25 protein-coding genes are annotated in these 26,938 nt (G+C 67.6%); 15 read left to right on the top strand and 10 right to left on the bottom strand.

All coding sequences use genetic code 11. The features are described 5' to 3' along the window. Positions 1-98: 98 nt before the first annotated feature. Positions 99-1,643 (top strand): hypothetical protein, encoded by a 1,545-nt coding sequence (locus ACSQ9I_RS26405; RefSeq protein ID WP_436315039.1) that lies wholly within the window; start codon positions 99-101, stop codon positions 1,641-1,643. Beyond that, positions 1,640-5,410, top strand: coding sequence for an alpha/beta fold hydrolase (locus tag ACSQ9I_RS26400; RefSeq protein WP_436315038.1), 3,771 nt, complete (start codon positions 1,640-1,642; stop codon positions 5,408-5,410). Before ACSQ9I_RS26405 ends, ACSQ9I_RS26400 begins: the two co-directional genes overlap by 4 nt. Here the strand turns inward: ACSQ9I_RS26400 and ACSQ9I_RS26395 are convergent. Continuing rightward, entirely contained in the window at positions 5,373-8,000 is a 2,628-nt protein-coding gene (locus tag ACSQ9I_RS26395) for a winged helix-turn-helix domain-containing protein (RefSeq protein ID WP_436315037.1), read from the bottom strand. The two genes, ACSQ9I_RS26400 and ACSQ9I_RS26395, sit on opposite strands and share 38 nt — an antisense overlap. A gap of 96 nt (positions 8,001-8,096) precedes the next feature. Then, positions 8,097-8,495 (bottom strand): nuclear transport factor 2 family protein, encoded by a 399-nt coding sequence (locus ACSQ9I_RS26390; protein WP_436315036.1) that lies wholly within the window; start codon positions 8,493-8,495, stop codon positions 8,097-8,099. 208 nt (positions 8,496-8,703) lie between these two features. On the opposite strand from ACSQ9I_RS26390, the gene ACSQ9I_RS26385 reads away from it, so the two are divergent. Further along, positions 8,704-8,832, top strand: a complete 129-nt coding sequence (locus ACSQ9I_RS26385; RefSeq protein WP_436315035.1) for a hypothetical protein — start codon at positions 8,704-8,706, stop codon at positions 8,830-8,832. Between the two features lie 785 nt (positions 8,833-9,617). Here the strand turns inward: ACSQ9I_RS26385 and ACSQ9I_RS26380 are convergent. Further along, positions 9,618-10,154, bottom strand: a complete 537-nt coding sequence (locus tag ACSQ9I_RS26380; protein WP_436315832.1) for a helix-turn-helix domain-containing protein — start codon at positions 10,152-10,154, stop codon at positions 9,618-9,620. Between the two features lie 306 nt (positions 10,155-10,460). Here ACSQ9I_RS26380 and ACSQ9I_RS26375 point away from each other — a divergent pair, with 306 nt between their 5' ends. Further along, positions 10,461-10,814, top strand: coding sequence for a helix-turn-helix domain-containing protein (locus tag ACSQ9I_RS26375; RefSeq protein ID WP_436315034.1), 354 nt, complete (start codon positions 10,461-10,463; stop codon positions 10,812-10,814). Between the two features lie 185 nt (positions 10,815-10,999). Here the strand turns inward: ACSQ9I_RS26375 and ACSQ9I_RS26370 are convergent, their stop codons facing one another. The 3 genes from ACSQ9I_RS26370 to ACSQ9I_RS26360 form a co-directional block, all read right to left on the bottom strand. Further along, the gene (locus tag ACSQ9I_RS26370) at positions 11,000-11,380 is read right to left on the bottom strand and encodes a response regulator (RefSeq protein WP_436315033.1); all 381 of its coding nucleotides are present in this window, start codon (positions 11,378-11,380) and stop codon (positions 11,000-11,002) included. A 114-nt stretch (positions 11,381-11,494) separates the two neighbouring features. Beyond that, a complete protein-coding gene (locus tag ACSQ9I_RS26365; protein WP_436315032.1) occupies positions 11,495-12,880 on the bottom strand; it encodes a hypothetical protein in 1,386 nt (461 codons plus the stop codon). Positions 12,881-12,966: 86 nt separating this feature from the next. Beyond that, positions 12,967-13,299 carry a hypothetical protein gene (locus tag ACSQ9I_RS26360; protein ID WP_436315031.1) on the bottom strand — a complete coding sequence of 111 codons (333 nt, stop codon included), beginning with the start codon at positions 13,297-13,299 and terminating at the stop codon, positions 12,967-12,969. 266 nt (positions 13,300-13,565) lie between these two features. On the opposite strand from ACSQ9I_RS26360, the gene ACSQ9I_RS26355 reads away from it, so the two are divergent. Both ACSQ9I_RS26355 and ACSQ9I_RS26350 read left to right on the top strand, forming a co-directional pair. Beyond that, on the top strand, positions 13,566-14,132 hold the full coding sequence (locus tag ACSQ9I_RS26355; RefSeq protein ID WP_093103834.1) for a hypothetical protein: 567 nt from the start codon (positions 13,566-13,568) through the stop codon (positions 14,130-14,132). 14 nt (positions 14,133-14,146) lie between these two features. Beyond that, a complete protein-coding gene (locus tag ACSQ9I_RS26350; RefSeq protein WP_436315030.1) occupies positions 14,147-14,737 on the top strand; it encodes a hypothetical protein in 591 nt (196 codons plus the stop codon). A gap of 50 nt (positions 14,738-14,787) precedes the next feature. Here ACSQ9I_RS26350 and ACSQ9I_RS26345 read toward each other — a convergent pair whose 3' ends face one another. The 3 genes from ACSQ9I_RS26345 to ACSQ9I_RS26335 are packed head-to-tail and all read right to left on the bottom strand — an operon-like array spanning position 14,788 to position 18,117. Continuing rightward, complete coding sequence (locus ACSQ9I_RS26345) at positions 14,788-15,846, bottom strand: malate/lactate/ureidoglycolate dehydrogenase (protein WP_436315029.1); 1,059 nt, start codon at positions 15,844-15,846, stop codon at positions 14,788-14,790. 17 nt (positions 15,847-15,863) lie between these two features. Then, positions 15,864-17,390, bottom strand: coding sequence for a UxaA family hydrolase (locus ACSQ9I_RS26340; RefSeq protein WP_093103837.1), 1,527 nt, complete (start codon positions 17,388-17,390; stop codon positions 15,864-15,866). A 19-nt stretch (positions 17,391-17,409) separates the two neighbouring features. After that, entirely contained in the window at positions 17,410-18,117 is a 708-nt protein-coding gene (locus ACSQ9I_RS26335; protein ID WP_436315831.1) for a FadR/GntR family transcriptional regulator, read from the bottom strand. Positions 18,118-18,267: 150 nt separating this feature from the next. On the opposite strand from ACSQ9I_RS26335, the gene ACSQ9I_RS26330 reads away from it, so the two are divergent. From ACSQ9I_RS26330 to ACSQ9I_RS26320, 3 genes are read left to right on the top strand one after another with little or no spacing between them, the layout of a single operon-like run. Continuing rightward, positions 18,268-19,002 carry an SDR family oxidoreductase gene (locus tag ACSQ9I_RS26330; protein WP_436293708.1) on the top strand — a complete coding sequence of 245 codons (735 nt, stop codon included), beginning with the start codon at positions 18,268-18,270 and terminating at the stop codon, positions 19,000-19,002. Then, positions 18,999-19,745 (top strand): SDR family NAD(P)-dependent oxidoreductase, encoded by a 747-nt coding sequence (locus tag ACSQ9I_RS26325; protein WP_436315028.1) that lies wholly within the window; start codon positions 18,999-19,001, stop codon positions 19,743-19,745. Before ACSQ9I_RS26330 ends, ACSQ9I_RS26325 begins: the two co-directional genes overlap by 4 nt. A gap of 22 nt (positions 19,746-19,767) precedes the next feature. Next, entirely contained in the window at positions 19,768-20,616 is an 849-nt protein-coding gene (locus ACSQ9I_RS26320) for a fumarylacetoacetate hydrolase family protein (protein WP_436305541.1), read from the top strand. Positions 20,617-20,656: 40 nt separating this feature from the next. Here the strand turns inward: ACSQ9I_RS26320 and ACSQ9I_RS26315 are convergent, their stop codons facing one another. After that, positions 20,657-21,409 carry a tetratricopeptide repeat protein gene (locus ACSQ9I_RS26315; protein WP_436315027.1) on the bottom strand — a complete coding sequence of 251 codons (753 nt, stop codon included), beginning with the start codon at positions 21,407-21,409 and terminating at the stop codon, positions 20,657-20,659. Positions 21,410-21,535: 126 nt separating this feature from the next. Between ACSQ9I_RS26315 and ACSQ9I_RS26310 the strand changes: the two genes are divergently transcribed. From ACSQ9I_RS26310 to ACSQ9I_RS26285, 6 genes are all read left to right on the top strand, one after another. Then, entirely contained in the window at positions 21,536-22,318 is a 783-nt protein-coding gene (locus ACSQ9I_RS26310; RefSeq protein ID WP_093104163.1) for a GntR family transcriptional regulator, read from the top strand. Positions 22,319-22,333: 15 nt separating this feature from the next. Next, positions 22,334-23,536, top strand: coding sequence for an ABC transporter substrate-binding protein (locus ACSQ9I_RS26305; protein ID WP_436315026.1), 1,203 nt, complete (start codon positions 22,334-22,336; stop codon positions 23,534-23,536). A gap of 91 nt (positions 23,537-23,627) precedes the next feature. Continuing rightward, on the top strand, positions 23,628-24,500 hold the full coding sequence (locus tag ACSQ9I_RS26300; RefSeq protein ID WP_436315024.1) for a branched-chain amino acid ABC transporter permease: 873 nt from the start codon (positions 23,628-23,630) through the stop codon (positions 24,498-24,500). Then, entirely contained in the window at positions 24,497-25,477 is a 981-nt protein-coding gene (locus ACSQ9I_RS26295) for a branched-chain amino acid ABC transporter permease (RefSeq protein WP_436315023.1), read from the top strand. The genes ACSQ9I_RS26300 and ACSQ9I_RS26295 overlap by 4 nt, the downstream gene beginning before the upstream one ends. Further along, positions 25,470-26,225 carry an ABC transporter ATP-binding protein gene (locus ACSQ9I_RS26290; RefSeq protein ID WP_436315022.1) on the top strand — a complete coding sequence of 252 codons (756 nt, stop codon included), beginning with the start codon at positions 25,470-25,472 and terminating at the stop codon, positions 26,223-26,225. Before ACSQ9I_RS26295 ends, ACSQ9I_RS26290 begins: the two co-directional genes overlap by 8 nt. Beyond that, complete coding sequence (locus tag ACSQ9I_RS26285) at positions 26,222-26,932, top strand: ABC transporter ATP-binding protein (protein ID WP_436305536.1); 711 nt, start codon at positions 26,222-26,224, stop codon at positions 26,930-26,932. Before ACSQ9I_RS26290 ends, ACSQ9I_RS26285 begins: the two co-directional genes overlap by 4 nt. Positions 26,933-26,938: the final 6 nt, after the last annotated feature.

Below are 26,938 nucleotides of genomic sequence, written 5' to 3'. Positions count from 1 at the left end.
AACGCTTAAGGGCCGAATTCATGACGCCGCGGCCGCCTTCGGCGACAGTCCCGGCACGGACCCGGCCGGGTCCACCGATCCGCCCACGAACCATGGCCTTGAATGCACCGCGTTATGTCTGCCTGTCCGACCTTCACCTCGGCGCCGCCTACAGCACCCTGACCTACGCCGACGCGCAGGGACGGCCCGATCCCGGCCGCCCCAGCGACACCCATATCGCCTTCGGCAGCGCCTTGCGCCAGCTGCTGTCCACCATGGACGGCCCGCCCCCGACACTGATCCTGCTGGGCGACGTGCTCGACATGGGCCTGTCGCCGATGGGCGACGTGGCGGCGGCCTTCCGGTGCTTCGTGGAAACGGTGATGCAGGACGGCGGCCGTCCGGTGTTCGCCCCGCGCGTGCTGTACGTGCCCGGCAACCACGACCACCATCTCTGGCGCATCGCACAGGACCAGCAGTTCCAGGACGCGCTGCAGCAGGGCCGCATCGAGGACGACCTGATCAAGCACACCGCGCTGTTCGAGGACGCTGTAGCGGGAGACGTGGCCGGTGCCGCCCGGATCGCTTCGTCGATGCTGACGCGCCTCGTGGCCGGCTGCCCGGGCCTGGCCGACGCGCGGGTGGACATCGCCTACCCGAATCTCGGCCTGCTCGATGCGTCGCGCCGCCGCTGCGTCGTGCTGCACCACGGGCACTACATCGACCCGATGTACCGGGTGATGACGATCCTGAATGCGCAGGCTCCGGGCCGGAGCGCGGGACGCAACCCCGGCACCGTGACGATCTCGGACCTGGAGGGCCAGAACGGCGCCTGGGTCGACTTCATGTGGTCCGACCTCGGCAGTTCCGGCATGACCGGGGCCGGCGCCGGCAAGCTCTACGAGGTGATGCGCGATGCCGCCGCATCGCACGACTTCTCGCAACGGCTGGCCGCCCTGCTGGTGGCCAAGCTCGACCAGAACTTCGGCATGAGCGGGAGCATGGACGTGTTCCAGGGCATCACGGTCAGCCAGCTCGTGCTCGGCACGCTCGACGCCACGCTGGGCCGGGGCGCCGAGTCGCAGCGCGACGGCTATGCCGAAGTGATGAGCGCCGACGACGTGGCGGACCTGCGCTGGTACCTGTCGGGGCCGGTGAAGCTGCAGCTCGAGCAGGCCGGGCTCAAGCCGTCGGAGCTGGATTTCAGCTTCGTCTTCGGCCACAGCCACAAGCCTTTCGAGGACGAGCTGCCGGTGGCCGGCTTCGACCGGCCGGTCGGCATCTTCAACACCGGCGGCTGGGTGATGGACCAGCCCACCATGACCACCACGCAGGGCGCGTCGGCCATATTCATCGACGATGCGCTGAACGTCGCGTCGCTGCGCCTGTTCAACGACCCGGTGAACGGGCGCATGCCCCCCGTGCACGCACGCGGCATCGGCGGTTTCCGCGACCGCGACAACCCGATGCTGGCGGCGCTGGCCGCCGGCATCGAACGCACGGCACCGGCCTGGGGGGCGTTCTCGCGCAACGCGCAACAGGCCACGCAGAGCCGCGCCACGCTGCTGCTCGACGAATTCTTCACCGCCTCGGTCGCGGTGATTGCGGACGCACGGGCCGAGATCGAGGCCCGGGCAAAGACGATGGCAAAGGCGAACGCATGACGATGAAGCCCATTTCCCGCTCACTCGACGAGATCGCCTCGCACTACACGGTGGTCGTGGTGGGTTCCGGCTATGGCGCCGGCGTGGCGGCTTCGCGCCTCGCGCGTGCCGGCCAGACGGTCTGCGTGCTGGAGCGCGGCCGCGAGATCCTGCCCGGCCAGTTCCCGAACGACATCGCCACCGCGCAGGCCGACATGCAGATCGACGGTGCGCGCGGCAAGCTCGGCGCGCCCGACGGCCTGTACAACCTGCACCTGAACGACGACATGCTGGCGATGGTGGGCTGCGGCCTGGGCGGCACCTCGCTGATCAATGCCAACGTCGCGCTGGAGATCGATCCGCGCCTGTTCGACGCGACGCCCTGGCCGGCCGAGTTCCGCCGCGACCCGAAGCTGCTCGATCCCTATATCGCACGGGCCCGGCAGATGCTCGACCCCTCGCCCTATCCCGAGGATTCGGAAGACTTCCCGCCGCTGAACAAGCTGCTGGCGCTGCAGAAATCGGCCGCGGCGATGAAGAAGCCGTTCAAGCGCCCGCCGATCGCGGTGAACTTCGTCGACCAGGTGAACCCGTTCGGCGTTACGCAGCCGCGCTGCAACCTGTGCGGCGATTGCACCAGCGGCTGCAACGTGGGTGCGAAGAACACCACGCGCATGAACTACCTGCCCGACGCGCACGGCCACGGCGCGCAGATCTTCACGGGCGCGCGGGTCAGCCACGTCGAGCGCGCTGGCGCGCGCTGGCGCGTGTTCTTCGACGAGGTCGGCTTGCGGGGTCCGGACGGCCCGGCCGCGCAGGGGACCGCTGGCCGGCGCAGCGTCACCGCCGATGTGGTGATGCTCGGCGCAGGCGCCCTGGGCTCGACCGAGATCCTGCTGCGCTCCAAGGCGCACGGACTGCCGCTGTCGGACCGGCTCGGCCAGCGCTTCTCCGGCAACGGCGATGTGCTCGCCCTGGGCTATAACAGCTACTGGCAGTCCGGCACCGATGCGGAGGGCCAGGCGGTCCAGCGCAAGATCAACGGCGTGGGCACGGGGCGCAACGAGGTCGTGCCGGCCGATCTGCCGGGGCCGTGCATCACCGGCGTGATCGACATGCGCCAGACGCCCGAGGTGGGCGACGGGCTGGTGATCGAGGAGGGCGTGATCCCCGGCGCGCTGGCCCCGCTGCTGACGCCGGCGCTGTTCTTCGCCGACGCCATGCTGGGCGGCGAGTTCGCGTACGGCGCCACGCAAGCCAAGTCCCGCCTGCTCGATGCCCAGGCCCTGGGCGAGGCGGTGCAGGGCGACCCCGGCAGCCTGACCCAACTGGCCTACAGCGGCGCGGTGGCCCGCACGCAGACCTACCTGGTGATGAGCGTGGACGAGGCGGCCGGCCGCCTGCACCTCGAGGACGACCGGCTGCGCATCGACTGGCCGAACGCCGGCGCCAGCCCCACGATCGCCAGGGACGAGGCGTGGCTGAAGGCCGCCAACGACGCGGTCCAGGGCCAGTTCATCCCGAACCCGCTGTCGGCCGAATCGCTCGGCCGCAAGCTGATCACCGTGCACCCGCTCGGCGGCTGCGGCATGGGCGACAGTGCGCGCGATGGCGTGGTCAACCACCAGAGCCAGGTGTTCTCGGGCAACGACGGCGGTGCGGTGCACGAGGGCCTGTACGTCTGCGACGGCGCGGTGCTGCCGGGCGCGGCAGGCGTGAATCCGCTGCTGACCATCACGGCGCTGGCCGAGCGCGCCAGCCAGAACCTGTGCGACGCGCGAGGCTGGGCGATCGAGCTCGGCCTGAAGCCACGCCAGATCTTGCCGGCGCGCAGCAGCGCATCCTCGCCTCCCGCCGCGCCTCCTTCGGGCCTGCTGGAGCGGCTGGAGCGCGAGATCTCGTCGATCGCGCACGACGCCGAAGCGCTGCTCCAGAGCGTGACCGGGAATCTCGAAACAGGCGCCATCGAGCTGGCGAAGTACGCGATCAAGAAGCTCATCGAGAAGGATCCGGCGCTGCTCAGCCCGAGCTTCCAGTTCACCGAAACCATGCAAGGCTGGATCAGCACCGAGGCGGTGGTCGCGCGCCCCGACGCGGCGCGCCGCATCGCCGACGACTACGAAGTCGCCTGCGCCTGGGGCCGCGTGCGCAACCAGACGATGTGCTTCGAGCTGACCATCCACACCCACGACCTGCACGCGATGGTCTCGGACCCGACCCACGCCGCAACCATCTCCGGCACCGTCACCTGCCCGGCGCTGTGGCACGAGCCGATGCCGGTCGTGAGCGGCGTGTTCCACCTGCTGCCGGCCGATGCGCAGCGCGTGGAAACCTGGACCATGACCTACGAGATGATGCTGCAGCGCGGCGACTCGCGGCTGCGCTTCAAGGGCCACAAGCTGCTGCACCAGCGGCCCGGGTCCTCACCCTGGACCGACACCACCACGCTGTTCGTGCGCGTGCACGACGTGGAAAGCGCCGAGAGCCCGCTGGTCGCGCAGGGCATCCTGACGCTCGACCTCGACGATCTCCTGTGGCAGGCCTCCTCCATCAAGCTCGAGCCGCCCGCGAACCTGCTGGGTGAGGTGGAACAGCAGGTGCCGGCCGCGCGCGACGCCATCAATGCCGCCTACCTGGCCAAGTTCGGCGGCTTTTTCGCCACGACGCTGTTCCGCGCCTACGGCGGACTGCTGGCGGACTTGAACAACTTCCCGGCGCTCGACCTCCCCCAGCTGCAGCGGCGCGCATTGCACGCACCGGTGCCGGTGCCGCACAGCGTGGATGTCGGCGACGGCTTCCGGATCAAGCTCACCCGCTATGCCGGCGGCGCGCGCGGGCCGGTGGTGCTGGCGCCGGGCTTCTCGGTGCGGGCGTCGTCCTTCGCCACCGACACGGTGGAGCAGAACCTGGTGGAAGCGCTCTGCGCGCGCGGCTGGGACGTGTGGCTGTTCGATTACCGGGCCAGCCCCGATTCCGGCAGCCCGATCGCCCCCTTCACCATCGACGACATCGCCCGCATCGACTGGCCGGCCGCAGTGCGCTTCATCCTGGAGGCCACGGGCGCACGGGATCTGCAGGCGATCGCGCACTGCGTCGGTTCGATGAGCCTGCTGATGGCCTTGCTCGACGGCATGACCGGCGTGCGGTCGATCGTCTCCTCGCAGCTGACGCTGCATCCGGTGACGAACTGGCTCAACTACGCCAAGGCCGATCTCGGCCTGGCCCGGCTGCTGGAAGGCTATGCACCGCTGGAGGACCGCTTCGACAGCGTGCCCGGCACCACCGACTTGGACCGCGAAATCGACACGCTCGCCTGGAAGGTGCCCATTCCCGCCGGCGAGGAATGCAAGAACCCGCTGTGCCGCCGCGTGTTCTCCATCTTCGGCCCCTCGTATGCGCATGCGCAGCTGAACAACGCCACCCACACGGCGCTGGCGGAAATGTTCGGCTGCGTGTCACTGCGCCCCTTCGAGCAGCTGAGCCTGATGATGCAGCAGGCCAAGGCGGTGGACAGCGAGGGGCGCGACGTCTACGTCGTGCCGGAGAACGCGCCGCGGCTGGCGCTGCCGATCAGCTTCGTGGCCGGCGCCGGCAACCAGCTCTTCTTCCCGGAAACCTGCATCCGCACGCAGAGCTGGCTGTCGGCCTTCAACGACCCGACGCTCTACACGCGCCACATCTTCGACGGCTACGCCCACATGGACCTGTTCATCGGGCGCGATGCGGCGCGGGACGTCTTCCCCTACCTGATCACGCAGCTCGAACGTGCGGACCCGAGGCAGCGTTGAGAAGGTGCCGCTCGGACACCAGCGCCATGATGGCGTCCTCGTCGAGCCCGGCCCCTTCGAGGCGCCAGGCCTCGATGCTGGCCGCCGGATGCGCGGCACCGATGAGCGCCAGGGCGGCCGCCATCGCGCGGTCGTCGCTGGGCGAGCGCCGCTCGCCGCGCCGCTGGCGCGCGGCGTCGTCGCAGCCGATCAGCAACGCGGCCTCGCGCAGCCGGCCCTGGCGCGCCGCCAGCAGCGCCAGCATGCCCGCGAAGTGGCGCAGCCCGACCGAACGGCGGCAATGCGGCAGGCTTCGAAGCACCTGGGCCTGGGCCTCCTCGAGCGCGCCCTGACCGGTCAGCGCATGCGCGTACCAGTTCAGCGCGAAGGCCATCATCTGCGCATCGGCCAGCGTCGAGCGCTGCAAATGGTCGATGAGCCCGCGGAACTGGGCCACCGCCTCGTCGACATGCCCCAGTTCGTGATGCATGGCAGCCAGGTTGTTGAGCACATGGAACAGCGTGCGCGCGTTGCCCTCCGACCGCACCAGCGGCAGCGCCTGGGAGAAGGCAGACAGCGCCTGGACGGGCTGGTCCTGGTAGCGCCGCACCATGCCCGTGCAGTACAGCCAGGTGCCCTTGAAGGGGCGCAGGCCGGGTTGCTCGACCAGCTCGCGGCATTGCGCCAGCCTGCGCTCGGCGCTGTCGAAATCGCCGCTCACGGCTGCCACGTAGGCATTCGAGCACAGGGTGAGGGCCAGCAGGCCGTGCGGCGGCTGCCGCTCGAAGATGTCGCAGGCCCGGTCGAGCAGTTGCATCCGCCGCTGCGCGCTGATGCCGCCGTGCAGCCCGACCAGCGCCAGGCCGAGGCTGAACTCGGCCACCACTTGCGCCGGCGTGGCCTCGTCGATCAGGGGCTCGGCCATCAGCATCCAGCGCAGGCATTCGGGGTAGCGGCCTGCCTGGTACATCAGCACCGCGGCGATGTTCACCAGGTCGAGCGCCAGCGCGGCATCGCCGCCGGGGCCGCAGGCCCATTCGATCGCGCTGCGCAGGTTGTCGATCTCGGGGCTGCAGGCCAGCACCCACTGGTCCACCGTCTCGGCGCCCAGGTGGCCGGCACGCACGCGCCGGTCGAGCGCCGACTGCATGCAGCGCGCATGCCATTGGCGCAGGCTGTCCCATTCGGAGGCCGCCTCGAGCTGCTCGCGGGCGTAGACGCGGGCCGTCTCCAGCAGGCGGTAGCGCGGCACCGGGCCGGCATCGACCACGACGATCGACTTGTCGACCAGGTTGCCGAGATGGTCCAGCACGGCCCAGATATCGATGCTCTCGTCGGACGCCACCTGCTGCGCCAGTTCGAGGCCGAAGCCGCCGACGAACACGCCGAGCCGGCGGAACACCTTCTGCTCATCCGGGCTCAGCAGCGCATGGCTCCAATCGAGCGTGGTGCGCAGGGTGCGATGGCGCGAAGGCGCATCGCGCACGCCGCTCTTCAGCACATGCAGGCGCTGGGCCAGGTGCTGCCGCACGCCCTGCACGCCCAGGAGCGGCACGCGCGCGGCGGCGAGTTCCAGCGCCAGCGGCAGGCCGTCGAGCTCGCGGCAAATGTCCACCACCGCGTCCAGATTGCCTTCGTCGAGCCGGAAGCCCGGCTGCATGGCGCCGACGCGAGCCACGAACAGGGCCACCGCGCCATGCGTCGCCGCATCGGCCAGGACGGCATGGTCTGGCACTGCCAGGGCGCCGAGCCGGACCGGCCGCTCGGTGGCCAGCTTCAAGGGCTCCTGGCTGGTGACCAGGACATGCAGCTTGGGCACGGCTTCGAGCAAGTAGCCCACGAGCGCAGCCACGGGCTCGATCAGGTGCTCGCAGTTGTCCAGCACCAGCAGTTCGTGGCCGCGCAGACGTTCGGCCAGCTCGACGCTCGCGTCGGCCCGGCCGGGCAGGTTGATGCTCAAGGCAAGCGCCACCGCGCCGGGCAGCGCGGCCGGGTCCGAGATGGAGGCCAGTTCCACCATCCAGGCGCCGTCCCGGAAGTCGTGCGCCACCTGGCGGGCGGCGGCGCGGGCTAGGCTGGTCTTGCCGATGCCGCCCGGCCCCAGCAGGCTGAGCAGCCGATGCTGCTGCAGCACCAGCTCGCGCAGCATCGCCAGCTCGGTATCCCGGCCCAGCAAGGGGGGCAGCAGGGCAGGCAGGTTGCCGGTGTCCGAGCGCAGGGCCCTGGCGGCAGATGCCATGGGAGCGCCCCTGGGACTCGGTGCGGGCGCGCCGGCGCTCGCGGCGACCGCGGCCAAAGCGGGCAGGGCGTCCAGCGCGGCGGCGAAGCGATAGCCGCGGCCCGGAATCGTGACGATGGCTTTGGGCCCCAGCAGCTTGCGCAGCGCGCTCACATGCACCTGGAGGTTGTTTTCCTCCACCACCAGGTTCGGCCACACCATCTCGAGCAGCTCGTTCTTGGTCAGCATCCGCTCGCGGTGCGCGATCAAGGCCGAAAGCACATCGAAGGCGCGGCTCCCCAAGTTGGCGGGCTGGCCCGCTACCAGCAGTTGCCGGGTGGAAGGGCGCAATTCGATGTTGTCGAAGCGGTAGATCGAATCAGTCGGAAGCAAAGCGACCTCAAAGCGGTATGAACACAGGCAAAGCCAGGGTTGTAACCGCGTCGGTCGAAAGTAACAACTCCGGTAACAATTTTTGTCGATACCCGGCTACTTCGAGTTGAGTCTGGCGGCCGTGTCCCCCGTCCCAATCCAACGGCTGATCTTGGTGTCGTCCTTCCACGTAAAGACCTGCACCCATTCGGACTCGTGCACCTTGCCATCCGGGAGCGCCCTGCTCTTTACGCGGCCGAGGACCGTCACATGATTGGGCCCTTCGAGGAATTCGCGAGGCTCGAACTCCAGGATCTCATCGGCCTGCGCGAGCTTTCCGAAGAATTCAGCCACCTGCTGCTTGCCCTTGCAGGTTCCGCCATATTGCGTACCGGTTTCCGGACTGCCCAGGAATCGCCATTCCACGTCATCTGCAAGGAGCGCGAGGAGCGCAGGAATATCGCGGCTGGCGAAAGCTGTGTAGCCTTGCTTCGCAATCTCGGTGGGGGTACCCATGGCGCGTCTCCTTGTGGGTTGAAATGGCGAATAGTTTAGTACTACAAGTGCAAGATGCAACGCCGCGCTGCGTGTCGCCTCATGCTGTGGCAATAGTCACGAAAGCGGTCGTAGCCCTCGCATGAAATCGCCATGCCGGCGCCTCCTTGGCTAGAGTGCCGGGCAATCACGTCCGGTGCCGCCGTACGAACAACGACGAGGAGCGAACATGCCGCGACGCAAGAAGACCAGCCCGCTGGAGGAGATGGTCGATGTGGTGTCGATGCTGCCTTGGTGGGTACCTGAAACCGTCTTCGGTCAGGGAATCAAGGAATCTGCTGAACCGGTTGTTGGTTGAAGACCTTTGGTGCTCGCGGCTGCGTGGATCAAGCCCGGTCGAAGGAACATGTCTTCGCTCATCGGCCGCGCGCCTCCGAAGGCGACTGCGCTTTGAAAGCGAACGCGGTCAGCTCCCCCGCGGCTTCGCCAGGTGCGAGGTGAATCAAGGTAAGGGAGGTCCAGCGTATTTCCTGCTCCAGGCCTATCCGAATCAGCTGCAGCCCCGTCAGCCCCTTCAAGAGACTCTGGAACTCGTCCCCCAGCGTGTTACCAAAGGCATTGGGTCTGAGGCGACGTAGCCACATCGCTCCGCGCGCCAGCATCCATGCGGGTTGGCGGGGCGTCGCACCGGCCGCGCGCACCCGCGACCGGCCGCCCCGCGCGCACGCGGTAGCGGTTTTGAGGGCAGCTGCAGCCGTGAGTACCGACGAACGCCCCCAGGAAGCCGGTAACACCTCAGGGTCAAGGCTGCATGCGGCCTTGCGCCCGATCGGTGTGACCTCTTGCCGAGCAAGTAACACCGAACAATCGAGCAACCGTGCGGGTTGCCGGGCACCTGGTAGGTGCGTATGGCGTATGGGGGCTGGGCTGCTTAACAATTAAGCAAACGCATTCGGCGCCGCGCCTTCGAGCACCCCGTTCGAACGATCGGCACGATCGCTTCGAGAGCGTCACATCACGACGCGCATGCGTCCAGGGGTGTAGCCCAACTGCATCCTTTGTGTACCCTTTCTGTACCTCTGCGGCCGTGCTTCGCACGATCATGAGCGCCCCCCAGTCGTCGCGCTCCTGCACGTCATCAATCTAATCGCGCAGAGTGAACACCACCGACAGGTACGTGACGGGCTGCGTGCCGATCGCCTCGATGCCATGCAACGCGCAGGCTTCGAAGAGCAGCGAGTCCCCCGCGCCGAGCTCCACCACCTTCGCCCCATAGCGGTATCGCACCTCGCCCGAGAGCAGGTACAGGAACTTCAGTCCGGGGTGCTGGAAGGTCACGTAAGGCTCGGCCCCCGGCAGCAGCGTCACCAGGTAGGGCTCCACGAACAGGTTGCCCGACAGCAGATGCCCCAGCAACTCGTATCGGTAGTCGGCCACGGCACCGACCCGGTCCACCTGGATCCCGTGCCCCGCCCGCACGTGGCTGAAGTCCGTGCGGCTGGGCTGGTCGCCGAAGAAGCGCGAGATCGGCACGCCCAGGCCGCTGGCGATGCGGTCCAGGGTTTCGACGGAAGCGGAGACCAGCCCGCGCTCGATGCGCGAGAGCATGGAGCGCGAGATGCCGCAGCGCGCAGCCAGCTCACCACCTGAGGCCCCAGCCGCCATGCGCAGGGCGCGCACCTGGCTCCCGAGCAGGGAGGCGGGCCTGCTGCGCGCGGGCGGCCCCTCGCGCAGCGGCTGGATGCGCGTCACCGATGCCGGCAGCCGCAGGGGTCGGGCGGTTGGGAACGGCGATGAGATCTGTGCACGGGTCAAGTTAATCTCGCTCCTGGAGCGCAGTCGAACTGCGCGCTATCGATCTTGCTGGTGCCACGCAACGTGGACCGCGCCGCACTGGTTGCCTGCTCGCGAATCCCATGCGGGCAGTCTTATTAACTCGCCATATACTTTGTAGCTCTATCCCATTCTATATGGGGGAATTGGGCGGTGCCAAGTCGCCGTGCTCCCCCTGTTCCGCCACCGAACTTCCCTCGTGCATTTCGCGCTGCGCGGGTGGCTGTGGGGATCTCGCAAGAGGCGTTTGACACGGTGTCGTCGCGAACGTATGTCAGCATCTTGGAGAGAGGCGTGAATGTTCCGACGCTCACGAAGATCGATGCCTTGGTTCGTGTGTTGGGCCTGCATCCCTTGACAGTGCTCACGCTGGCCTACGCAAATTCGCCTTCGACCAACGACGTGAGCAAGGTCCTTGAGCTGGTAGCAGACGAAGTTGCAAGCCTTCATCTGGACAAGTTCTCCGAAGCCTCATTGCCGAGAGGAAGAACGCGCACGAAGACCTGAGCGAATCGAGCGAGGACAGCCGGCATCGAGCCGGCCACGCCCCTGGCAGCCGTTGCGGGGTGAATGGTCTAACGTACTTCATCTCGACGAACGCCGAGCTCTCGTTCTTCTCTTCAACGACTTCAAGCGCGATGAGTCCGTGCGGTAACGCACGGAGAAGTTCCAGCTCGCGCAGTCCAGGCGCGTCACATGGGGGTATCTTTTGGCGCATTGCAGAAGTCGAAAAACCCGTCCAGCTCGGTAGATTTATCGAAGACAGCATCCGCACCCAGAGCCATGCATCGCGCACGGATGTCGACCGTGCAGTAGTTCGTGAGGATGACCACTCGTTGGTGCGGCTGTCGCTGGTCGCACCCTTTCAGAACACCGAGCCCTGACCCATCCTTGAGAAAGAGGTCGACCACCGCCAAGTCCCAGGAGCCGTTGTGGCCGTCGAGCCACTCGCTCGCGTCATGCTCGCCTTCGGCAAACCCTACGACCCTGCAGTTGGAAAGATCGTGCAGCGTAGGAATCAAGTTTTCCCTGATGATCGCATTGTCCTCAACGAGATAAGTGATGGCTGCCACAGGCGCACGCATTGGAGAGAGGGGAGCCCATGGCGCCTGACTCGCCCAAGGAGGTGGGTGGGCATGCTGCCCGACTTCTTGTGGGACCAACACCTGCTGGCAGCTGCAAGCTGCTTAAGCCTTGAACGCCAAAACAATCCGATCCATAAACGCAAACACCAGCTCCGTCCCGTACCCCGCCACAAACGCCAGCGTCCATATCGGCAGACTGCTCGACAGCCCCACCTGCTGCGGCGTCAGCAGCCAGGTCGATGCGATGCCGGCCAGTGCGCCGAGCGAGAGCCGCGCGATGTGGTGCAGTGACGAGTGCGGCGCAAACTGTTGGGCTCGAATCTCCAGGCTGATGTTGCGCAGCAGGTAAGAGTAGGAGCCGAGCAGCCCGAAGAGCAGGGGCAGCACGATGCGGTTGAGTCGGTCCAGCGTGGTCCTGGCGCTGTCCAGCACTTCGGCGGCGGATGTCGTGCCGTTGCCGTTGCCGTTGCGGACGTTGCCGCCGTTGCCATTGCCGCTGTCCAGGCACAGCCACGCCTTCAGCAGCCACGTGTCGCACGGCCGCTGCTCCCAGCGGCCCAGTGTCGGCGGGATGCCGTCTCTTTCGGATTCGAGCTGCTTCTTCTGCTCGCTCTTCACCACCAGTTCGTCCCCGGCCTGCCGCACCGCGTTCGCAATGGCACGCGCCGCAGGCGACCCGGGCTCCGATCGGTCCCTGTCCGCCAGCGCCTGCTTGTCGAACATCGCGGCCTGCAGCTTCACCCTGTCGTCGGCCAGCTTGGTGATGTCGTCGCTCAGCGCCTTGTGGCGCGCCAGCGCGGCGCTGCCGATGGTCTGGTGGCCCAGCGCCAGGGCTGCCATGATGAGCACGACGACGAAAAGCACCGCGTGGATGAAGCGGCCCCAGGTCATGCCCGACATCCGGGTCATGAAGTTGCCGCGCAACTGCAACAGCGACGACAGCGGGGGCAGCCGCTGCATCGATGCCTGCAGCGTTTCGGCGGTCACGGGCGCGAGCTTGCGGGTCAGTTCCTGGTAGGCCTTGAAGAACTTCTGCTCGTCCTCGAGCGTTGCCGCGTGGCGGCCGACGAGGTCGTGGGTCGAGATGATGGCGTTGCGCAGGTCGTCGTCGATGTCGGGGCTCTTGGTCGATGCCGCATGGCGCAGCAGCTTCATCGCGTCGTCGACCATGGGCGCGAGGCGCATCGACCGTTCGCGTGCGCGCGTGGCCGGCGCGGTGGCCGACCTGGCGCGCGCCGCTTCCACCGTGATGGCGGGGAGCGGGGTCGAGACCGGCGCACCCGCGATGTCGGTCGCCGCGTTCCACGATTCGCCGTCCTTCAGCTGGCGCATGGCGCCCGAGACGAGGTCGACGACCAGCGGCGGCTTGGTTTCTTCGCCGAAGTCGAGCTGCTTGTCCGCGGTGCTGGCCGCGTTGTCGACCTCGAAGACCGCGCTGCTCGCGCAGATCACCTGCCACCTGCCGGGGGGAAGAACGATGAAACCCATGCTGCCGGCTCCGAGAGTGGTCGCAGGCCGCATGATGACCCGCGCGCCCGCGGGCGCCATCCACTAAAGGATGTATGGCCGGGCGCTCAGTCCAGCGTCAAATTCCTGTACCCCGCCAGCTCGGTGCGCTGAAAGTCCCCCACAGGAATCCGCCGCTCCGCCATCCCCGGAAAGCGCGCGACGATCTCACCGCGTTCGCGGACCCAGCAGCCCTTCAGCGTCGCCGAGTCCCACCAGCTCAGGTAGGCCACGCGGGCGGCGGTGTCGCAGACGTCCTGCGCATCGGTCAGGCTCATCACGTTGAAGTCGGCGCCGTTGGCAACGTAGATCACGCCGGGCGTCATGTCGCAGCCGGTGGCGATCCATGCGCAGGCGGCGAGGAGCGCAGCGGTGGCAAGGCGATTTTTTTGGAACTGCATGGTCCTTCCTTCCTTCGATCGGCACGCGCTGAATGAAACGCGCGTGCATGCAATCTAGAAAAGAAGCCCCGCGGCGGAAATGCCGCCTTCGCGTTTGGCATCCCGCGTTCGGGGGAAGGGGACCGACGCTCGGTTCATGAGGCGCCTGAGAGAGAAATTTCACGAACGTTTGCGAAACCTGGGGGGCAGTTTCAGGGCGCGGCGGCCTTTGCTGTACAACAAGTTACATTTCCCGCTCCTCAAACAACCAGAAGAAAGAGCGAGAGATGGCATCACGCCTGAGACTGATCTCGATGTGCACGGCTGCGCTTCTAGCCACCGGCTGCGCGCAACTGATCGCACCCCCTTACTCCAGCGACTACGAAGCGCTCGACCGCCTGAAGCGCGTCCCGGCGGAGCGCGTCGCCGTGGCGACCGTGCAGCCCACGGACGCGAACAACGCCGTCAACAACCTGTCGCTGCGCGGCGCGGGTTTTCGGTCGGGCAGCGGCACTTTCGCCAAGTACCTGGAAGACGCGCTGGTTGGCGACCTGAAGGAAATCTCGTTGTACGACGCCGCCGCCCGTACGCGCATCGACACGGTCATTCAGAAGAATGAAATCGCCGTGGCCAACATATCGACCGGCACCGGGCTGATGGACGTCGAGCTGACGGTCGCCCGCGACGGCAAGCAAAGGCTGCGCAAGGTGTATTCGGCGCAGACGAGCTTCGAGTCGAGCTTCGCGGGCGCGGTGGCGATCCCGAAGGGGCAGGCCGAATACCCGAACCTCGTGCGCGCGCTGCTGCGCGAGGTGTACACAGACCCGGCGTTCATCGCCGCCATCAGCAAGTGAAAAAGAAAGATCCCATGCCCATCCGCAGTTTTGTTCGTCTTTGTGCCGCGACCGCGGTCGTTGCCGTTCTCGCCGGTTGTGCCCACCCCATCGTGGTCAGCGCCGAGAAGACGCCGGAGCGCGTCGAGTCCCAGTTGATCCAGAAGAAGGTCGCCTATGCAATGACCGATGCGGACCGCGCCAAGGAAGTGACCACCGAAGGCGGCGGCGGCGACCGCGTCAGCTACTACCCGTATCGCGATCTGGAGAAGGCGATCCGCGAAGCGCTTCGCTCGGTGTACGCGGACGTGGTCGTGATCCGTTCGACGGCCGACGCCAACGCGATGCGCGACTCGGGCGTGGCGCTGGTCTTCACGCCCGAGATCAAGACCACCTCCGGATCGCCGTCTCCGTTCACCTGGCCGCCGACGCGCTTTACCAGCGAGATCGCGTGCAAGGTCACGGATGCGTCCGGCCAGGAAGTTGCCAGCGTGCGTGCTGCCGGATCGGGCAACGCGGAGTTCAGCGAATTCAAGAGCAACTTCAGCCTCGCGGCGAACCGTGCGGGTTCGGATGTCGCCAGCAAGCTGAGCGCCGAGATCAGGGCCAACGACAAGCTGCGCTGAAGGCGCGTCGCGCCTGAAGGATTGGGCGGCGAGCCGGACTTTCGGCTGCCTCAGCCGAGGCTCACGCCCACCTTCGCCCCGGCCGCGACGATCTCGCCCCAGGTCGCGTCGTCGAGCCAGATGCCCTCGCGCTCGCGCGCCGCACGCGCCTTGCGTTCGGGCTCGCCCGCGATCTGCACCGCGTCGAAACCCTGGCCTGCCGGGCTCTGGCGCAGCCAGGCGATGAAAGCGCTCGCCTCCTCTTCGAAGCTGGCCTGCGTGCCGAGCTTGGCCGGGTCGATCACGATCGCCAGCATGCCGTTGAGCACCGTGCGTGCGGTGTCGGCGGGGCGGTGCCAGGTGCCGCCGCCGGTCAGCGCGCCGCCGAGCAGCTCGCAGGCCACCGCCATGCCGTAGCCCTTGTGTTCGCCGAAGGTCATCAGCGCGCCGAAGAGGCCGTTGCTCTGGGGCACGACGACCACGCCGGGGTCGTCGGTGGGCGCGCCGTGCTCGTCGATGAGGTAGCCGGGCGGCACGCGCTCGCCCTTGTTGTGGGCCACGCGCATCTTGCCCTGCGCCACTCGGCTGGTCGCGTAGTCGAGGATGAAGGGCACTGCGCCCTTGATCGGTATGCCGATACAGCACGGGTTGGTGCCGAAGCGCCCGTCGCCGCCGCCCCAGGGCGCGACCACGGGGCGCGAGAGCACGTTGACGAAGTGCATCGCCACCAGGCCCTGCGCGGTCGCCATCTCGGCGAAGTGGCCGATGCGGCCCAGGTGGTGCGCGTTGGCGAGCGAGAGGATGCAGCTGCCGTGCTGCTTGGCGCGCGCGATGGCGAGCTCCATCGCCTGCACGCCGACGATCTGGCCGTAGCCGCGCTGGCCGTCGAGGGCGAGCATGGGGCCGGTGTCGAGGTTGATCTTGACGCTGGCGTTGGGTTTGAGGCCGCCTTCGGCTGCGGCGTCGACATAGCGCGGGACCATGCCCACGCCATGCGAATCGTGGCCGCTGAGGTTGGCGAGCACGAGGTTGGCGGCGACCTGTTCGGCTTCGGCGGGCCTGCTGCCGGTGCCGGCGATGATGGCGGCGACTTGGGTGCGGAGGGTGGATGCTTGAAGTGTTTGGGGCATGAAAATTTCCAATCCGGCTACATCACCGCGCCGACTTGCCACGGCACGAATTCGTTCTGCCCGTAGCCGTGCTTCTCGCTCTTGCTCTGCTCGCCCGAGGCCGTGGCCAGCACCAGCTCGAAGATGCGCTGCCCCATCTCCTGGATCGACACCGTGCCTTCGACGATCTCGCCGCAGTTGATGTCCATGTCCTCTTCCTGCCGCTGCCACAGCGCCGAGTTGGTCGCGAGCTTGAGCGAGGGCGAGGGCGCGCAGCCGTAGGCCGAGCCGCGGCCGGTGGTGAAGCAGATCATGTTGGCGCCGCCCGCGACCTGGCCGGTCGCGCTCACCGGGTCGTAGCCCGGCGTGTCCATGTAGACGAAGCCGTGCGCCGTCACCGGCTCGGCGTATTCGTACACCGCCTCGAGGTTGCTGGTGCCGCCCTTGGCCACCGCGCCCAGCGATTTCTCGAGGATGGTGGTGAGCCCGCCGGCCTTGTTGCCGGGCGAGGGGTTGTTGTTCATCTCGCCCTCGTTGATCTCGGTGTAGTGCTCCCACCAGCGGATGCGCTCGACCAGCTTCTCGCCCACTTCGCGCTTCACCGCGCGGCGCGTGAGCAGGTGTTCGGCGCCGTAGACCTCGGGCGTTTCCGACAGGATGGCGGTGCCGCCGTGCGCCACCAGCAGGTCGACCGCGGCGCCCAGCGCCGGATTGGCGCTGATGCCCGAATAGCCGTCCGAGCCGCCGCACTGCAGGCCGATGGTGATGTGCGCCGCGCTGCAGGGCTCGCGCTTCACCGCGTTGGCGCGCGGCAGCATCTCGTTGATGAGCGCCACGCCTTTCTCCACCGTCTTGCGCGTGCCGCCCGTGTCCTGGATGTTGAAGACGCGGAAGTTCTCGCCCTCGGCGAGGTTGCCGGTCGCGAGCCAGGCGTTGATCTGGTTGGCCTCGCAGCCCAGGCCGACCACCAGCACGGCGGCGAAGTTGGCGTGCGTGGCGTAGCCGGTGAGCGTGCGTTCGAGGATCTGCATGCCCATCCCGCCGGTGTCCATGCCGCAGCCGGTGCCGTGCGTGAGCGCGACCACGCCGTCGACGTTGGGGTAGTCCGCGAGTGCGGCCGGATTGGTCTTGCGCGAGAAGTGGTCGGCAATGGCGCGCGCCGCGGTGGCCGAGCAGTTCACGCTGGTCAGCACGCCGATGTAGTTGCGCGTGGCCACGCGGCCGTCGGCGCGCTTGATGCCCATGAAGGTGGCTTCGCGCCGCGCGGGCGGCGGCTTGACGTCGGCGCCGTAGGCGTAGTCGCGGTCGAAGTGGCCCTTGTCGGGGCCCATGTCGAGGTTGTGCGTGTGCACGTGCTCGCCGGGCGCGATCGGCTTGCTCGCGAAGCCGATGATCTGGTTGTAGCGGCGCACCGGCTCGCCCTGGGCGATGGCGCGAATGGCGATCTTGTGGCCGGGCGGGATCAGGCCGCGCGCGGCGACGCCTTCGACCGGCGTGCCGCCGAGCAGCTGGCCGCGCGCAATGACGACATCGTCGGCGGGGTGGAGGCGGATAAAGGGGTTCATCGTGTGTGTCCTTGAAGTATCAAGCGGCATTCGCGCGGCGCCAGCTCGCGCTGAATCGCTGGTGCGACTTGTCCATGTGCGCGTGCATCGCGCGGCGCGCCGCGTCGGCGTCGCGCGCGGCGATCGCGTCGCGGATCGCCTCGTGCTCGGCGATGGCGCTGCGCCACGATTTCACGGTCTCGAAGTAGCCGCCCAGCCGGGTGAAGATGGGCCCCTTGCGCGAATCCCAGAAGGCCTGCACCGTTTCGGAAAGCACCACGTTGCCGCAGCACTCGACGATCGCAAGGTGGAAGGCGCGGTCGCCATCGAGCGGCATCAGGTTGCGGTCGGCCAGCTCGCGCATGCGTTCGATGGCGCGCGTCATCGCATCGATATCCTTGCGCTTGGCGAGCCCCGCCGCGATCGCCGCGGTCTCGCCCTCGACCACGCGGCGGGCGCGGATCAATTCGAGCGGGCCCCATTCGGTGGCGGCCACGGGCGCCGCGGCGCGGTGCGAGCGGTCGAGCACGTAGACGCCCGAGCCGGTGCGCACCTCGACCCAGCCCTCGACCTCGAGCGCGATCAGCGCCTCGCGCACCGAGGGCCGGCTCACGCCCAGCTGCTTGGCCAGGTCGCGTTCGGCCGGCAGGCGCGCGCCGGCCGCGAACTCGCCCTTGGCGATCAGCGCGCGCAGCTGGTCGGCGATCTGGCGGTAAAGGCGTCTGGGTTCGACGGTCTGCAGGGGCACGTGGGTCAATGGGTTTAAGGGTTGTCCTGAATTGGACAAGTGGTAAGGCCAATTCAGAATACGATTCTCACCGAGATGCAGCCATCGGGCCAAACCCTGAACGCCTGCATCGCGTCCCTTTTTCGACCCAGATTCCAACAAGGACATCCCATGAGACTCAAGGGCAAGACCGCGCTCGTGACCGCGGCCGGGCAGGGCATCGGCCATGCCAGCGCACTCGCACTCGCCGCCGAGGGCGCGCAGGTCTGGGCCACCGACGTCAACGAGAAGCTGCTCGCGCGCTACGCAGGCGTCGCCAACATCCAGGCCGCCAAGCTCGACGTGCTCGACAAGGCCGCGATCGACGCCTTCACCAAGACCCTGCCCACGCTCGACATCCTGTTCAACTGCGCTGGCGTGGTGCACAACGGCGCTGCGCTGCAGGCCACCGACGACGACCTCGACTTCGCCTTCCGCCTCAACGTGCGGGCCCAGTTCTGGCTGATCCAGGCCGTGCTGCCCGGCATGCTGGCCGCGGGCCGCGGCAGCATCATCAACATGGCCAGCGTGTGTTCGAGCATCAAGGGCCTGCCGAACCGCTGCGTCTACGGCACCACCAAGGCCGCGGTGCTGGGGCTCACCAAGAGTGTCGCGGCCGACTACGTGGGGCAGGGCATCCGCTGCAATGCGGTGTGCCCCGGCACGGTGGACACGCCCTCGCTGGGCGAGCGCATCAACGCCAATGCCGACCCGGTCGAAGCGCGCAAGGCTTTCATCGCGCGCCAGCCGATGGGCCGGCTTGCGCAGGCAGAAGAGATCGCGCCGCTGGTCGTGTTCCTCGCCAGCGACGAATCGCAGTTCGTCACTGGCCAGGCCTACGCGGCCGACGGCGGCATCACCATATGAACCAGCTCGATTTCGCCGGCCGGCACGCGGTCGTCACCGGCGGCGCGACGGGCCTGGGCTACGGCATCGCGCAGCGGCTCATCGCCTCCGGCGGCAGCGTGACCTTGTGGGACCGCGACAGCGAAGCGGTCACCAAGGCGGCCTGGGCGCTCGGCGCCAAGGCCTTCGCGCTCGCGGTCGACGTGTCGCAGCAGCCCTCGGTGGCGAGGGCCGTGGCGGACACGCTGGCGCAGGCGAAGCGCATCGATGCGCTGGTCAACAGCGCCGGCATCACCGGGCCCAACACCCGGCTCTGGGACTATCCGGTGGATGCATGGCGCGAGGTGATGGAGGTCAACATCAACGGTGTTTTTCTCTGCTGCCGCGAGGTCGTGCCGCAGATGCGCAAGCAGGGTCATGGCCGCATCGTCAACATCGCCTCGGTCGCTGGCAAGGACGGCAATCCCAACGCCAGCGCCTACAGCGCCAGCAAGGCGGCCGTGATCGCGCTCACCAAGTCGCTCGGCAAGGAGCTGGCCGACACCGGCATCCGCGTCAACTGCGTGACGCCGGCCGCGGTGAAGACCGCGATCTTCGACCAGATGACGCCCGAGCACATCGCCTTCATGCTCTCGAAGATCCCGATGGGGCGCTTCGGCACGGTGGAGGAGATCGCCGCGATGGTGAGCTGGCTTTGCACCGAAGATTGCTCCTTCTCCACCGGCGCCGTGTTCGACCTGTCCGGCGGCCGCTCCACTTACTGAACTCGCAACAAGAAAGGCACACATGAAACTCGTTCGCTATGGCAACCCCGGCAAGGAGAAGCCCGGCCTCATCGACGACAAGGGTCTGCTGCGCGACCTGAGCGCGGTGGTCGAGGACATCGGCCCCAAGCAGCTGGGCGATGCCGCGCTGGCCAAGCTGCGCAAGCTGAAGACCGACAAGCTGCCGCTGGTCAAGGGCAAGCCGCGCTACGGCAGCCCGGTCGCCGATGTCGGCAAGTTCATCGCCATCGGCCTCAACTACGCCGACCACGCGGCCGAGTCGGGCCTGCCGATCCCGGCCGAGCCGGTGGTCTTCACGAAGGCCACGAGCTGCATCCAGGGCCCGAACGATCCGGTCATGCTGCCCAAGAACTCGGTCAAGAGCGACTGGGAGGTGGAGCTCGGCGTGGTGATCGGCGCCCAGGCGCGCTACGTCTCGCAGAAGAGCGCGCTCGACTACGTGGCCGGCTACTGCGTCATCAACGACGTGAGCGAGCGCGAATTCCAGATCGAGCGCGGCGGCACTTGGGACAAGGGCAAGGGCTGCGACACCTTCGGCCCCATCGGCCCCTGGCTCGTGACGCGCGACGAAGTGCCCAACCCGCAGAAGCTCGCGATGTGGCTCGATCTCAACGGCAAGCGCATGCAGACCGGCAACACGAAGACCATGATCTTCAACATCGCCAAGATCGTGAGCTACGTGAGCCAGTTCATGACGCTTGTGCCCGGCGACGTCATCACCACCGGCACGCCGCCCGGCGTCGGCCTCGGCATGAAGCCGCCGCTCTATTTGAAGAAGGGCGACGTGATGACGCTGGGCATCGAGGGGCTGGGGGAGCAGCGGCAGGACGTGGTGGCGTTCAAGCTTTGAACGCGCGAGGCGGCGGCCTGCTTGCCGCCGCTTTTTGTCTTCAAAGCGGCGTGGGGCGTCCGGGAAGCGTCGTACGACCGCGCGCGCGAAGACTGTCGATGAGGCGCAACTCCGTCTGCGCCCGCCTGTCGCCGGCATCGAGTTCGAGGCAGCGGCGATAGCGGCTCTCGGCTTCGTCGAGACGGCCCATCTCGATGAGGGCGAAGCCCTGGCCGCGCAGTGCGCGGGTTTGGTGGCGAACCCTTTCGTCGTCCTTGGAAAACTCGATGAGGCGCTCGGCCTCGGTGAAGATCTCGAGCGCCTTCGGCCAGTTTTTGTCGACCTGGTAGGTGTGGCCGAGCTCCGAGCGGAATTGCGCATTGGCAGGCGAGAGCTCGATCGCGCGCTCGATCGCGCGGCGTCCTTCGGGAACTCGCTTCAGTTCGATCAGCGCATAGCCCTTGAGGTATTGGGCATGGCCCCAGGTCGGGCCGACGTCGATCGCATCCTTCCGATCGCTCGCCGCCTGGGTCATGTAGTAGAGGCTTTCGGGCAAGGTGCGCGCGCTGTAGATGCGCTGCTTGCTGTCGCGGTATCGGGCCTCGAAGCGACCGATCAATCCATCGATCACTTGCAGACCTTCCGCAGGCTTGGCTTGCTTGAAGACCAGAAGGCTCGCCTTCTGGAAGTCGGCCAAGTCCTGTGCCTGTGTCTCCTTCGCGATGGGCGCCGGTGCCTTGGCACCCGGGCCGGTCGCGCAGCCGGAAGCGAGGAAGGCGACGGTCATCGCCAGCGCCAGCAGGAATGTCCTCACGTTTCCCTCCTCCTCTGCGGGCGAGCTTAGCCGAACACGCGTCCCCAGGACAGAGGGCCCGCGCCGACTTCAAATGTCTCATTGACAGAACATTAGAACTGCACAAACATTCAGGGCATGTCGCAGATGCCCTTGCCGAAATACCACCAGATCTACCTGGTGCTGCGCGAGCAGTTGGATGAAGGGCGTTTCGCCGAAGGCGTGCCGGGCGAGTTGGCGCTGATGGCGCAGTTCGGCGTGGCGCGCGTCACCGTGCGGCGCGCGCTGGAGCGGCTGTCCACCGAAGGGCTGATCTCGCGCAACCCCGGGCGCCGGACGCGGCCGGTGCCGCCCGTGTCGGCCGCCGAGCCGCGCGAGAACGAGGGCAGCCAGCGCGCCAACCTGCATGGCCTGCTGGAGAACCTGGTCACCATGGGCCTGCGCACCTCGGTCAAGGTGGTCGATGTCGCGATGGTGTCGGCTTCGACGCAGGTGGCCGAGGCGCTGCAGATCCAGCTCGGCGATGCGGTGCAGAAGGCGGTGCGCGTGCGCTCGACGCGCGAGGGGCCGCTCTCGCACATCACCACCTACGTGCCGGCCGAGGTGGCGCGGCGCTTCGGGCGGCGCGAACTCGCCAAGAAGCCCATCCTCGTGCTGCTGGAAGAGGCGGGCGTCAAGGTCGGGCGCGCGCACCAGACGATCTCTGCGCGGCTTGCGGACAACGTGCTGGCCGAACACCTCGAAGTCTCCGTCGGCTCGGCGCTGCTGGCCGTGCGCCGCCTCGTCTACGACGACGCCGATCGGCCGGTGCAGTGGCTGCACGGCTTCTACCGGCCCGACCGCTACACCTACGAGATGCAGTTGTCCCGCGTGGGCAGCATCGACGCCAAGGTGTGGGTCAGCAAGGATGTGTCAGCCCAGTTCAACTGAAAGAGGAAAAGCCCCATGTCGAATCGTCGCCGCTTCATGTCGCAATCCGCCGCCGTGGCTTCCGCCATCGCATTCCCGCTCGTGGCCGGCGCGCAGCCGAAGACCGTCAAGGTCGGCGTGCTGCATCCGGTGACCGGCGCGCTCGCCTATTCGGGCCAGCAATGCCGCCTGGGCGCACAGCTCGCGATCGAGGACATCAACAAGGCCGGCGGCATCAAGTCGCTCGGCGGCGCGCAGATCGAGGCCCTGCTCGGCGATGCGCAGTCGCAGCCGCAGGCCGGCACGGCGGAGGTCGAGAAGATGAACGAGGCCGGCGTCTCGGCCATCGTCGGCGCCTATGCCTCGGCCATCTGCCTCGCGACCACGCAGGCCGCGGCCAAGTACAACCTGCCGCACGTGGTGGATGTGGGCGTGGCCGACCAGATCGTCGAGCGCGGCCTGAAGAACACCTTTCGCTTCGGCCCCGGCTACAAGAAGTCGACCGAGGTCGCGATGGCCAATCTGCTGGTGCTCAACAAGGCCGCGGGCAATCCGGCCAAGACAGTGATGATCATCCACGAGGAGTCGCTGTTCGGCGCCGGCACGGCGGCGCTGCTGTCGCGCGAGCTGCCGGGCTATGGCTTCGACGTGAAGGAAGTGGTGAAGCACGCGAATCCGACGCGCGACTTCAACAACATCGTGCTGCGCATGAAGTCGGTCAACCCGGACATCGTGATCCCGGCCAACTACTACAACGAGTACGCGCTCCTGGTGCGCACCATGCAGCAGCAGAAGGTCAGTCCCAAGGCGATCTTCTCGGTGCTGGGCGGCGCGGCATCGAGCTACAAGTTCGTGAAGGAGTTTCCGGACGCGGCCAACGGCATCATCGACTGCAACCACTGGTTCAACCCGAAGGACAAGCGCTCGCAGGAACTGAAGAAGCGGGTCGAGGGCAAGGGCCAGTTCTTCAGCTACGAGGTGTTCATGACCTACACCGCGATGTGGCTGCTGGCCGATGCGCTGGAGCGTGCCAGGTCGGCCGAGCGCGCTGCCATCATCGATGCGCTGGAGAAGAGCACCTTCTCGAATCACATCATGCCGTATGGCCCGACGAAATTCACGAACGGCCAGAACGAGGGCGCGCAGCCGCTGATGACGCAGGTGGTGAAGAACGACATCAAGGTGATCATTCCGCGCGACTACCGCGAGGTGGATCCCGTGTTCCCGCTCAAGGCATGAGCACCATCTCTTGTTCCCTCCCCTCCCGGGGGAGGGCTAGGGTGGGGGCTGCGGGCCTGTCCATCGGCGTGCATCTTCGAGACGCCTGACCATGCTCGACTTCGGCATTCTCTTTCCCTCCGTCCTCAACGGCCTCACCACCGGCGCGGTCTATGCGCTGATCGCGCTCGGCCTCACGCTGATCTACGGCGTGCTGCACATCATCAACTTCGCGCACGGTGCCTGCCTGATGCTGGCGCTGTACGCGGTGTACTTCCTCAAGGAGCGCTGGGGCGTCGACCCCTACCTGGCGCTGCCGATCGTCGTGCCGGGCATGTTCGCGCTCGGCTACGCGCTGCAGCGCATCGTGATCAACCGCGCGGGCCACGGCAAGGACGAGAACATCCTGCTCGCCACGCTGGGCATCGCGATCGTGATGGAGAACCTCGCGCTGATCTTCTTCAAGTCCGACACGCGCAACATCGACACCGCCTATTCGCTCAGCACGGTGGCCATCGGGCCCGCGATGATCGCGGTGCCCAAGTTGGTGGCCTTCGCGGGCGCGCTGGTGGTGTCGGCACTGCTGTTCTGGATCATGGGCCGTACCGACCTGGGCCGCGCGATCCGCGCGGTGGCCAAGGAAAAGGAAGGCGCCAAGCTCATGGGCATCGACGTCGACCATGTCTACGCGATGAGCTTCGGCATCGGCCTGGCCTGCCTGGGCGCGGCCGCGTGCTTCCTGCTGCCGGCCTACTACGTCAACCCGCAGGTGGGCAGCGGCTTCGTGCTGGTGGCCTTCACCATCGTCGTGCTCGGCGGCATGGGCAGCTTCGTCGGCGCGCTCGTCGGCGGCTTCCTGGTCGGGGTGGTGGAGTCGCTGGGCGGGCTCTACCTCGGCGAGTCGCTGGGGCAGATCGGCATCTTCGCGATCTTCATCGGCGTCGTGCTGTTCCGGCCCGAAGGCATGTTCGGAGCGAGGACATGAGCGCAGGCAACCGGCAACTCGCTCTCATTGCGCTGTTCGCGGTGCTCGTGGCCTGCGTGCCGCTGGTCACGGCGTCCGGCACCACGCTCAACTTCGTGATGATGGCGCTCTATGCCACGCTCATTGCGCAGGCCTGGAACATCCTCGGCGGCTTTGGCGGGCAGTTCTCCTTCGGCCATGCGCTCTTCTTCGGCACCGGCGCCTACATCCAGGCCATCGCGCAGCTGCAGGGCGGCATCAACGCCTGGGTCGCGCTGCCGCTCGCGGTGGCGGGCGCGGCGCTGGTGGGGCTTTTCGTCGGCGCGCTGAGCTTCCGCTACGGACTCAAGGGTTCCTACTTCGCGCTGGTCACGCTGGCTTTCGCGGAGGCGTTCCGCATCATCGCGCTGTCGGTGCCTTTCACCGGCGGCGGCGTGGGCTTGATGGTGCCGCTGCGCGAGTCCGCCGCCAACCTGCAGTTCGCCTCGCGCAGCGGCTACCTGTGGCTGGTGCTGGGCTTCGTCACGGCCGCGCTCGTCGTCACCTGGTGGCTGCGCAACAGCCGCTTCGGCGCCTGCCTGCAGGCGGTGCGCGACAACGAGGATGCGGCGCGCGCAGTGGGCGTGAACCCCTTCAACGTCAAGCTCGCGGCCATCGGCATCTCGGGCGCCTTCATGGGCGCGGCCGGCGCGTTCTACGTGCAGGTGTTCCAGTACATCGACCCCGGCATCGCCTACGGCCCCGCGACCTCGGTCGAGGCGCTGGTCGCGGCCATCGTCGGCGGCATGGGCACGCTGTGGGGGCCGGTGCTGGGCGCGCTCGTGCTGCACGTGCTGTCGGACCTCACGCGCAACCTGTTCGGCGAGCTCCCGGGCATCAACATGGTGATCTACGGCGTGGTGCTGGTGCTGATCGTGATCTTCGTGCCGCGCGGCATCGCGGGCATCGGCCTGTCGGCACGGCAGCTCTGGGCCGGGAGGGGAGGCCGCCGTGGCTGAAGCGCTGCTGTCCCTCGCCGGCATCTCGCGTTCCTTCGGCGGCCTCGCGGCGGTGCAGGACGTGAGCCTCGCGGTGGAAGAAGGGCGCCTGTGCGCGCTGATCGGCCCCAACGGCGCCGGCAAGACCACGCTGTTCGCGCTGATGTCGGGCTTCCTCAAGCCCGACAGCGGCACGGTGCGCTTCGCGGGTCAGGACATCACGGGCCGCGAGCCGCATTGCAATGCGCTCCTGGGAATGACGCGCACCTTCCAGATCGTCAAGCCTTTCGCGGCCCAGACGGTGCGCGAGAACATCGCGGTCGGCGCGCACCTGCACGAGCGCAGCCGCGGCATCGCGCTGGCGCGCGCGGAGGCGGTGGCGCAGCAAGTGGGCCTTGCGCGACAGATCGACAAACCGGCCTCCGACCTCACCGTGGCCGGCCGCAAGCGGCTGGAGCTGGCACGCGCGCTCGCCACGCAGCCGCGCCTGCTGCTGCTCGACGAGGTGCTGGCCGGCCTCAATCCGCGGGAGATCGCCGAGATGATGCCGGTGGTGCGTGGCATTGCCGCGAGCGGCGTGACGGTGCTGATGATCGAGCACGTGATGCAGGCCGTGATGCACCTGGCCGAGCATGTCTGGGTTCTGGCGCAGGGCCGCCTGATCGCCGAGGGCAGCCCGGCCGAGGTCACGTCGAACGACAAGGTGGTCGAGGCCTACCTGGGCCACGGCACGGCGGCGCGGCTGCGCGCCGCGGGAGCGGCGGCATGACGGTCCTGCTCGACATCAAGGAGTTGCGCGGCGGCTACGGCCGCGTCGAAGTGCTGCGCGGGGTCGACCTGCAGGTAAATGCCGGCGAGATGGTCGCGCTCTTGGGCAGCAACGGCGCCGGCAAGTCCACGCTCAACAAGATGGTCTGCGGCCTCTGCCCGGCCTGGGCCGGCACGGTGCGCTTCGACGGGCAGGACCTGAGCGGCGCCCACTACCGCGAGGTGGTGCGCGCCGGGCTGATCCAGGTGCCCGAGGGCCGCAAGGTGTTCCCCAACCTCAGCGTGCTGGAGAACCTCGAGCTCGGTTCCTTCACGCGCGCCCGCGAACGCCGCGCGCTCAACCTGGAGCGCGTGTTCGCGATCTTCCCGCGCCTGAAGGAGCGCCTGCGCCAGCACGCCGGCACGATGAGCGGCGGCGAGCAGCAGATGCTCGCGATCGGCCGCGGCCTCATGGCCGAGCCGGTGCTGCTGATCCTCGACGAGCCCTCGCTGGGCCTGTCGCCGCTGCTGGTGGAGGAGATGTTCTCGCTCATTCGCCAACTGCGCGACGACGGCCTTGCGGTGCTGCTGGTCGAGCAGAACGTGGGCCAGTCGCTGGAGATCGCGGATCGTGCGTACGTGCTGGAGAACGGCAGCGTGCGCTTCTCGGGCTTGCCGAAGGACTTGCTGGCAAGTGATGACTTGCGGCGCGCTTACCTGGGCCTTTGATCCGGC

The organism is Variovorax sp. LjRoot84 (genome assembly GCF_964254305.1).
In the GTDB taxonomy this organism is placed as follows: Bacteria; Pseudomonadota; Gammaproteobacteria; order Burkholderiales; family Burkholderiaceae_C; genus Variovorax.
This window is presented reverse-complemented; position numbering and strand designations above follow the sequence as displayed.

Coding starts and splice junctions, on each gene's coding strand:
- ACSQ9I_RS26355 (WP_093103834.1), top strand. CDS start 13,566: ATGGCATCACGCCTGAGACTGATCTCGATGTGCACGGCTGCGCTTCTA.
- ACSQ9I_RS26320 (WP_436305541.1), top strand. CDS start 19,768: ATGAAACTCGTTCGCTATGGCAACCCCGGCAAGGAGAAGCCCGGCCTC.
- ACSQ9I_RS26345 (WP_436315029.1), bottom strand. CDS start 15,846: ATGCCCCAAACACTTCAAGCATCCACCCTCCGCACCCAAGTCGCCGCC.
- ACSQ9I_RS26325 (WP_436315028.1), top strand. CDS start 18,999: ATGAACCAGCTCGATTTCGCCGGCCGGCACGCGGTCGTCACCGGCGGC.
- ACSQ9I_RS26350 (WP_436315030.1), top strand. CDS start 14,147: ATGCCCATCCGCAGTTTTGTTCGTCTTTGTGCCGCGACCGCGGTCGTT.
- ACSQ9I_RS26385 (WP_436315035.1), top strand. CDS start 8,704: ATGCCGCGACGCAAGAAGACCAGCCCGCTGGAGGAGATGGTCGATGTG.
- ACSQ9I_RS26295 (WP_436315023.1), top strand. CDS start 24,497: ATGAGCGCAGGCAACCGGCAACTCGCTCTCATTGCGCTGTTCGCGGTG.
- ACSQ9I_RS26390 (WP_436315036.1), bottom strand. CDS start 8,495: ATGGGTACCCCCACCGAGATTGCGAAGCAAGGCTACACAGCTTTCGCC.
- ACSQ9I_RS26285 (WP_436305536.1), top strand. CDS start 26,222: ATGACGGTCCTGCTCGACATCAAGGAGTTGCGCGGCGGCTACGGCCGC.
- ACSQ9I_RS26305 (WP_436315026.1), top strand. CDS start 22,334: ATGTCGAATCGTCGCCGCTTCATGTCGCAATCCGCCGCCGTGGCTTCC.
- ACSQ9I_RS26340 (WP_093103837.1), bottom strand. CDS start 17,390: ATGAACCCCTTTATCCGCCTCCACCCCGCCGACGATGTCGTCATTGCG.
- ACSQ9I_RS26400 (WP_436315038.1), top strand. CDS start 1,640: ATGACGATGAAGCCCATTTCCCGCTCACTCGACGAGATCGCCTCGCAC.
- ACSQ9I_RS26360 (WP_436315031.1), bottom strand. CDS start 13,299: ATGCAGTTCCAAAAAAATCGCCTTGCCACCGCTGCGCTCCTCGCCGCC.
- ACSQ9I_RS26310 (WP_093104163.1), top strand. CDS start 21,536: ATGCCCTTGCCGAAATACCACCAGATCTACCTGGTGCTGCGCGAGCAG.
- ACSQ9I_RS26300 (WP_436315024.1), top strand. CDS start 23,628: ATGCTCGACTTCGGCATTCTCTTTCCCTCCGTCCTCAACGGCCTCACC.
- ACSQ9I_RS26330 (WP_436293708.1), top strand. CDS start 18,268: ATGAGACTCAAGGGCAAGACCGCGCTCGTGACCGCGGCCGGGCAGGGC.
- ACSQ9I_RS26365 (WP_436315032.1), bottom strand. CDS start 12,880: ATGGGTTTCATCGTTCTTCCCCCCGGCAGGTGGCAGGTGATCTGCGCG.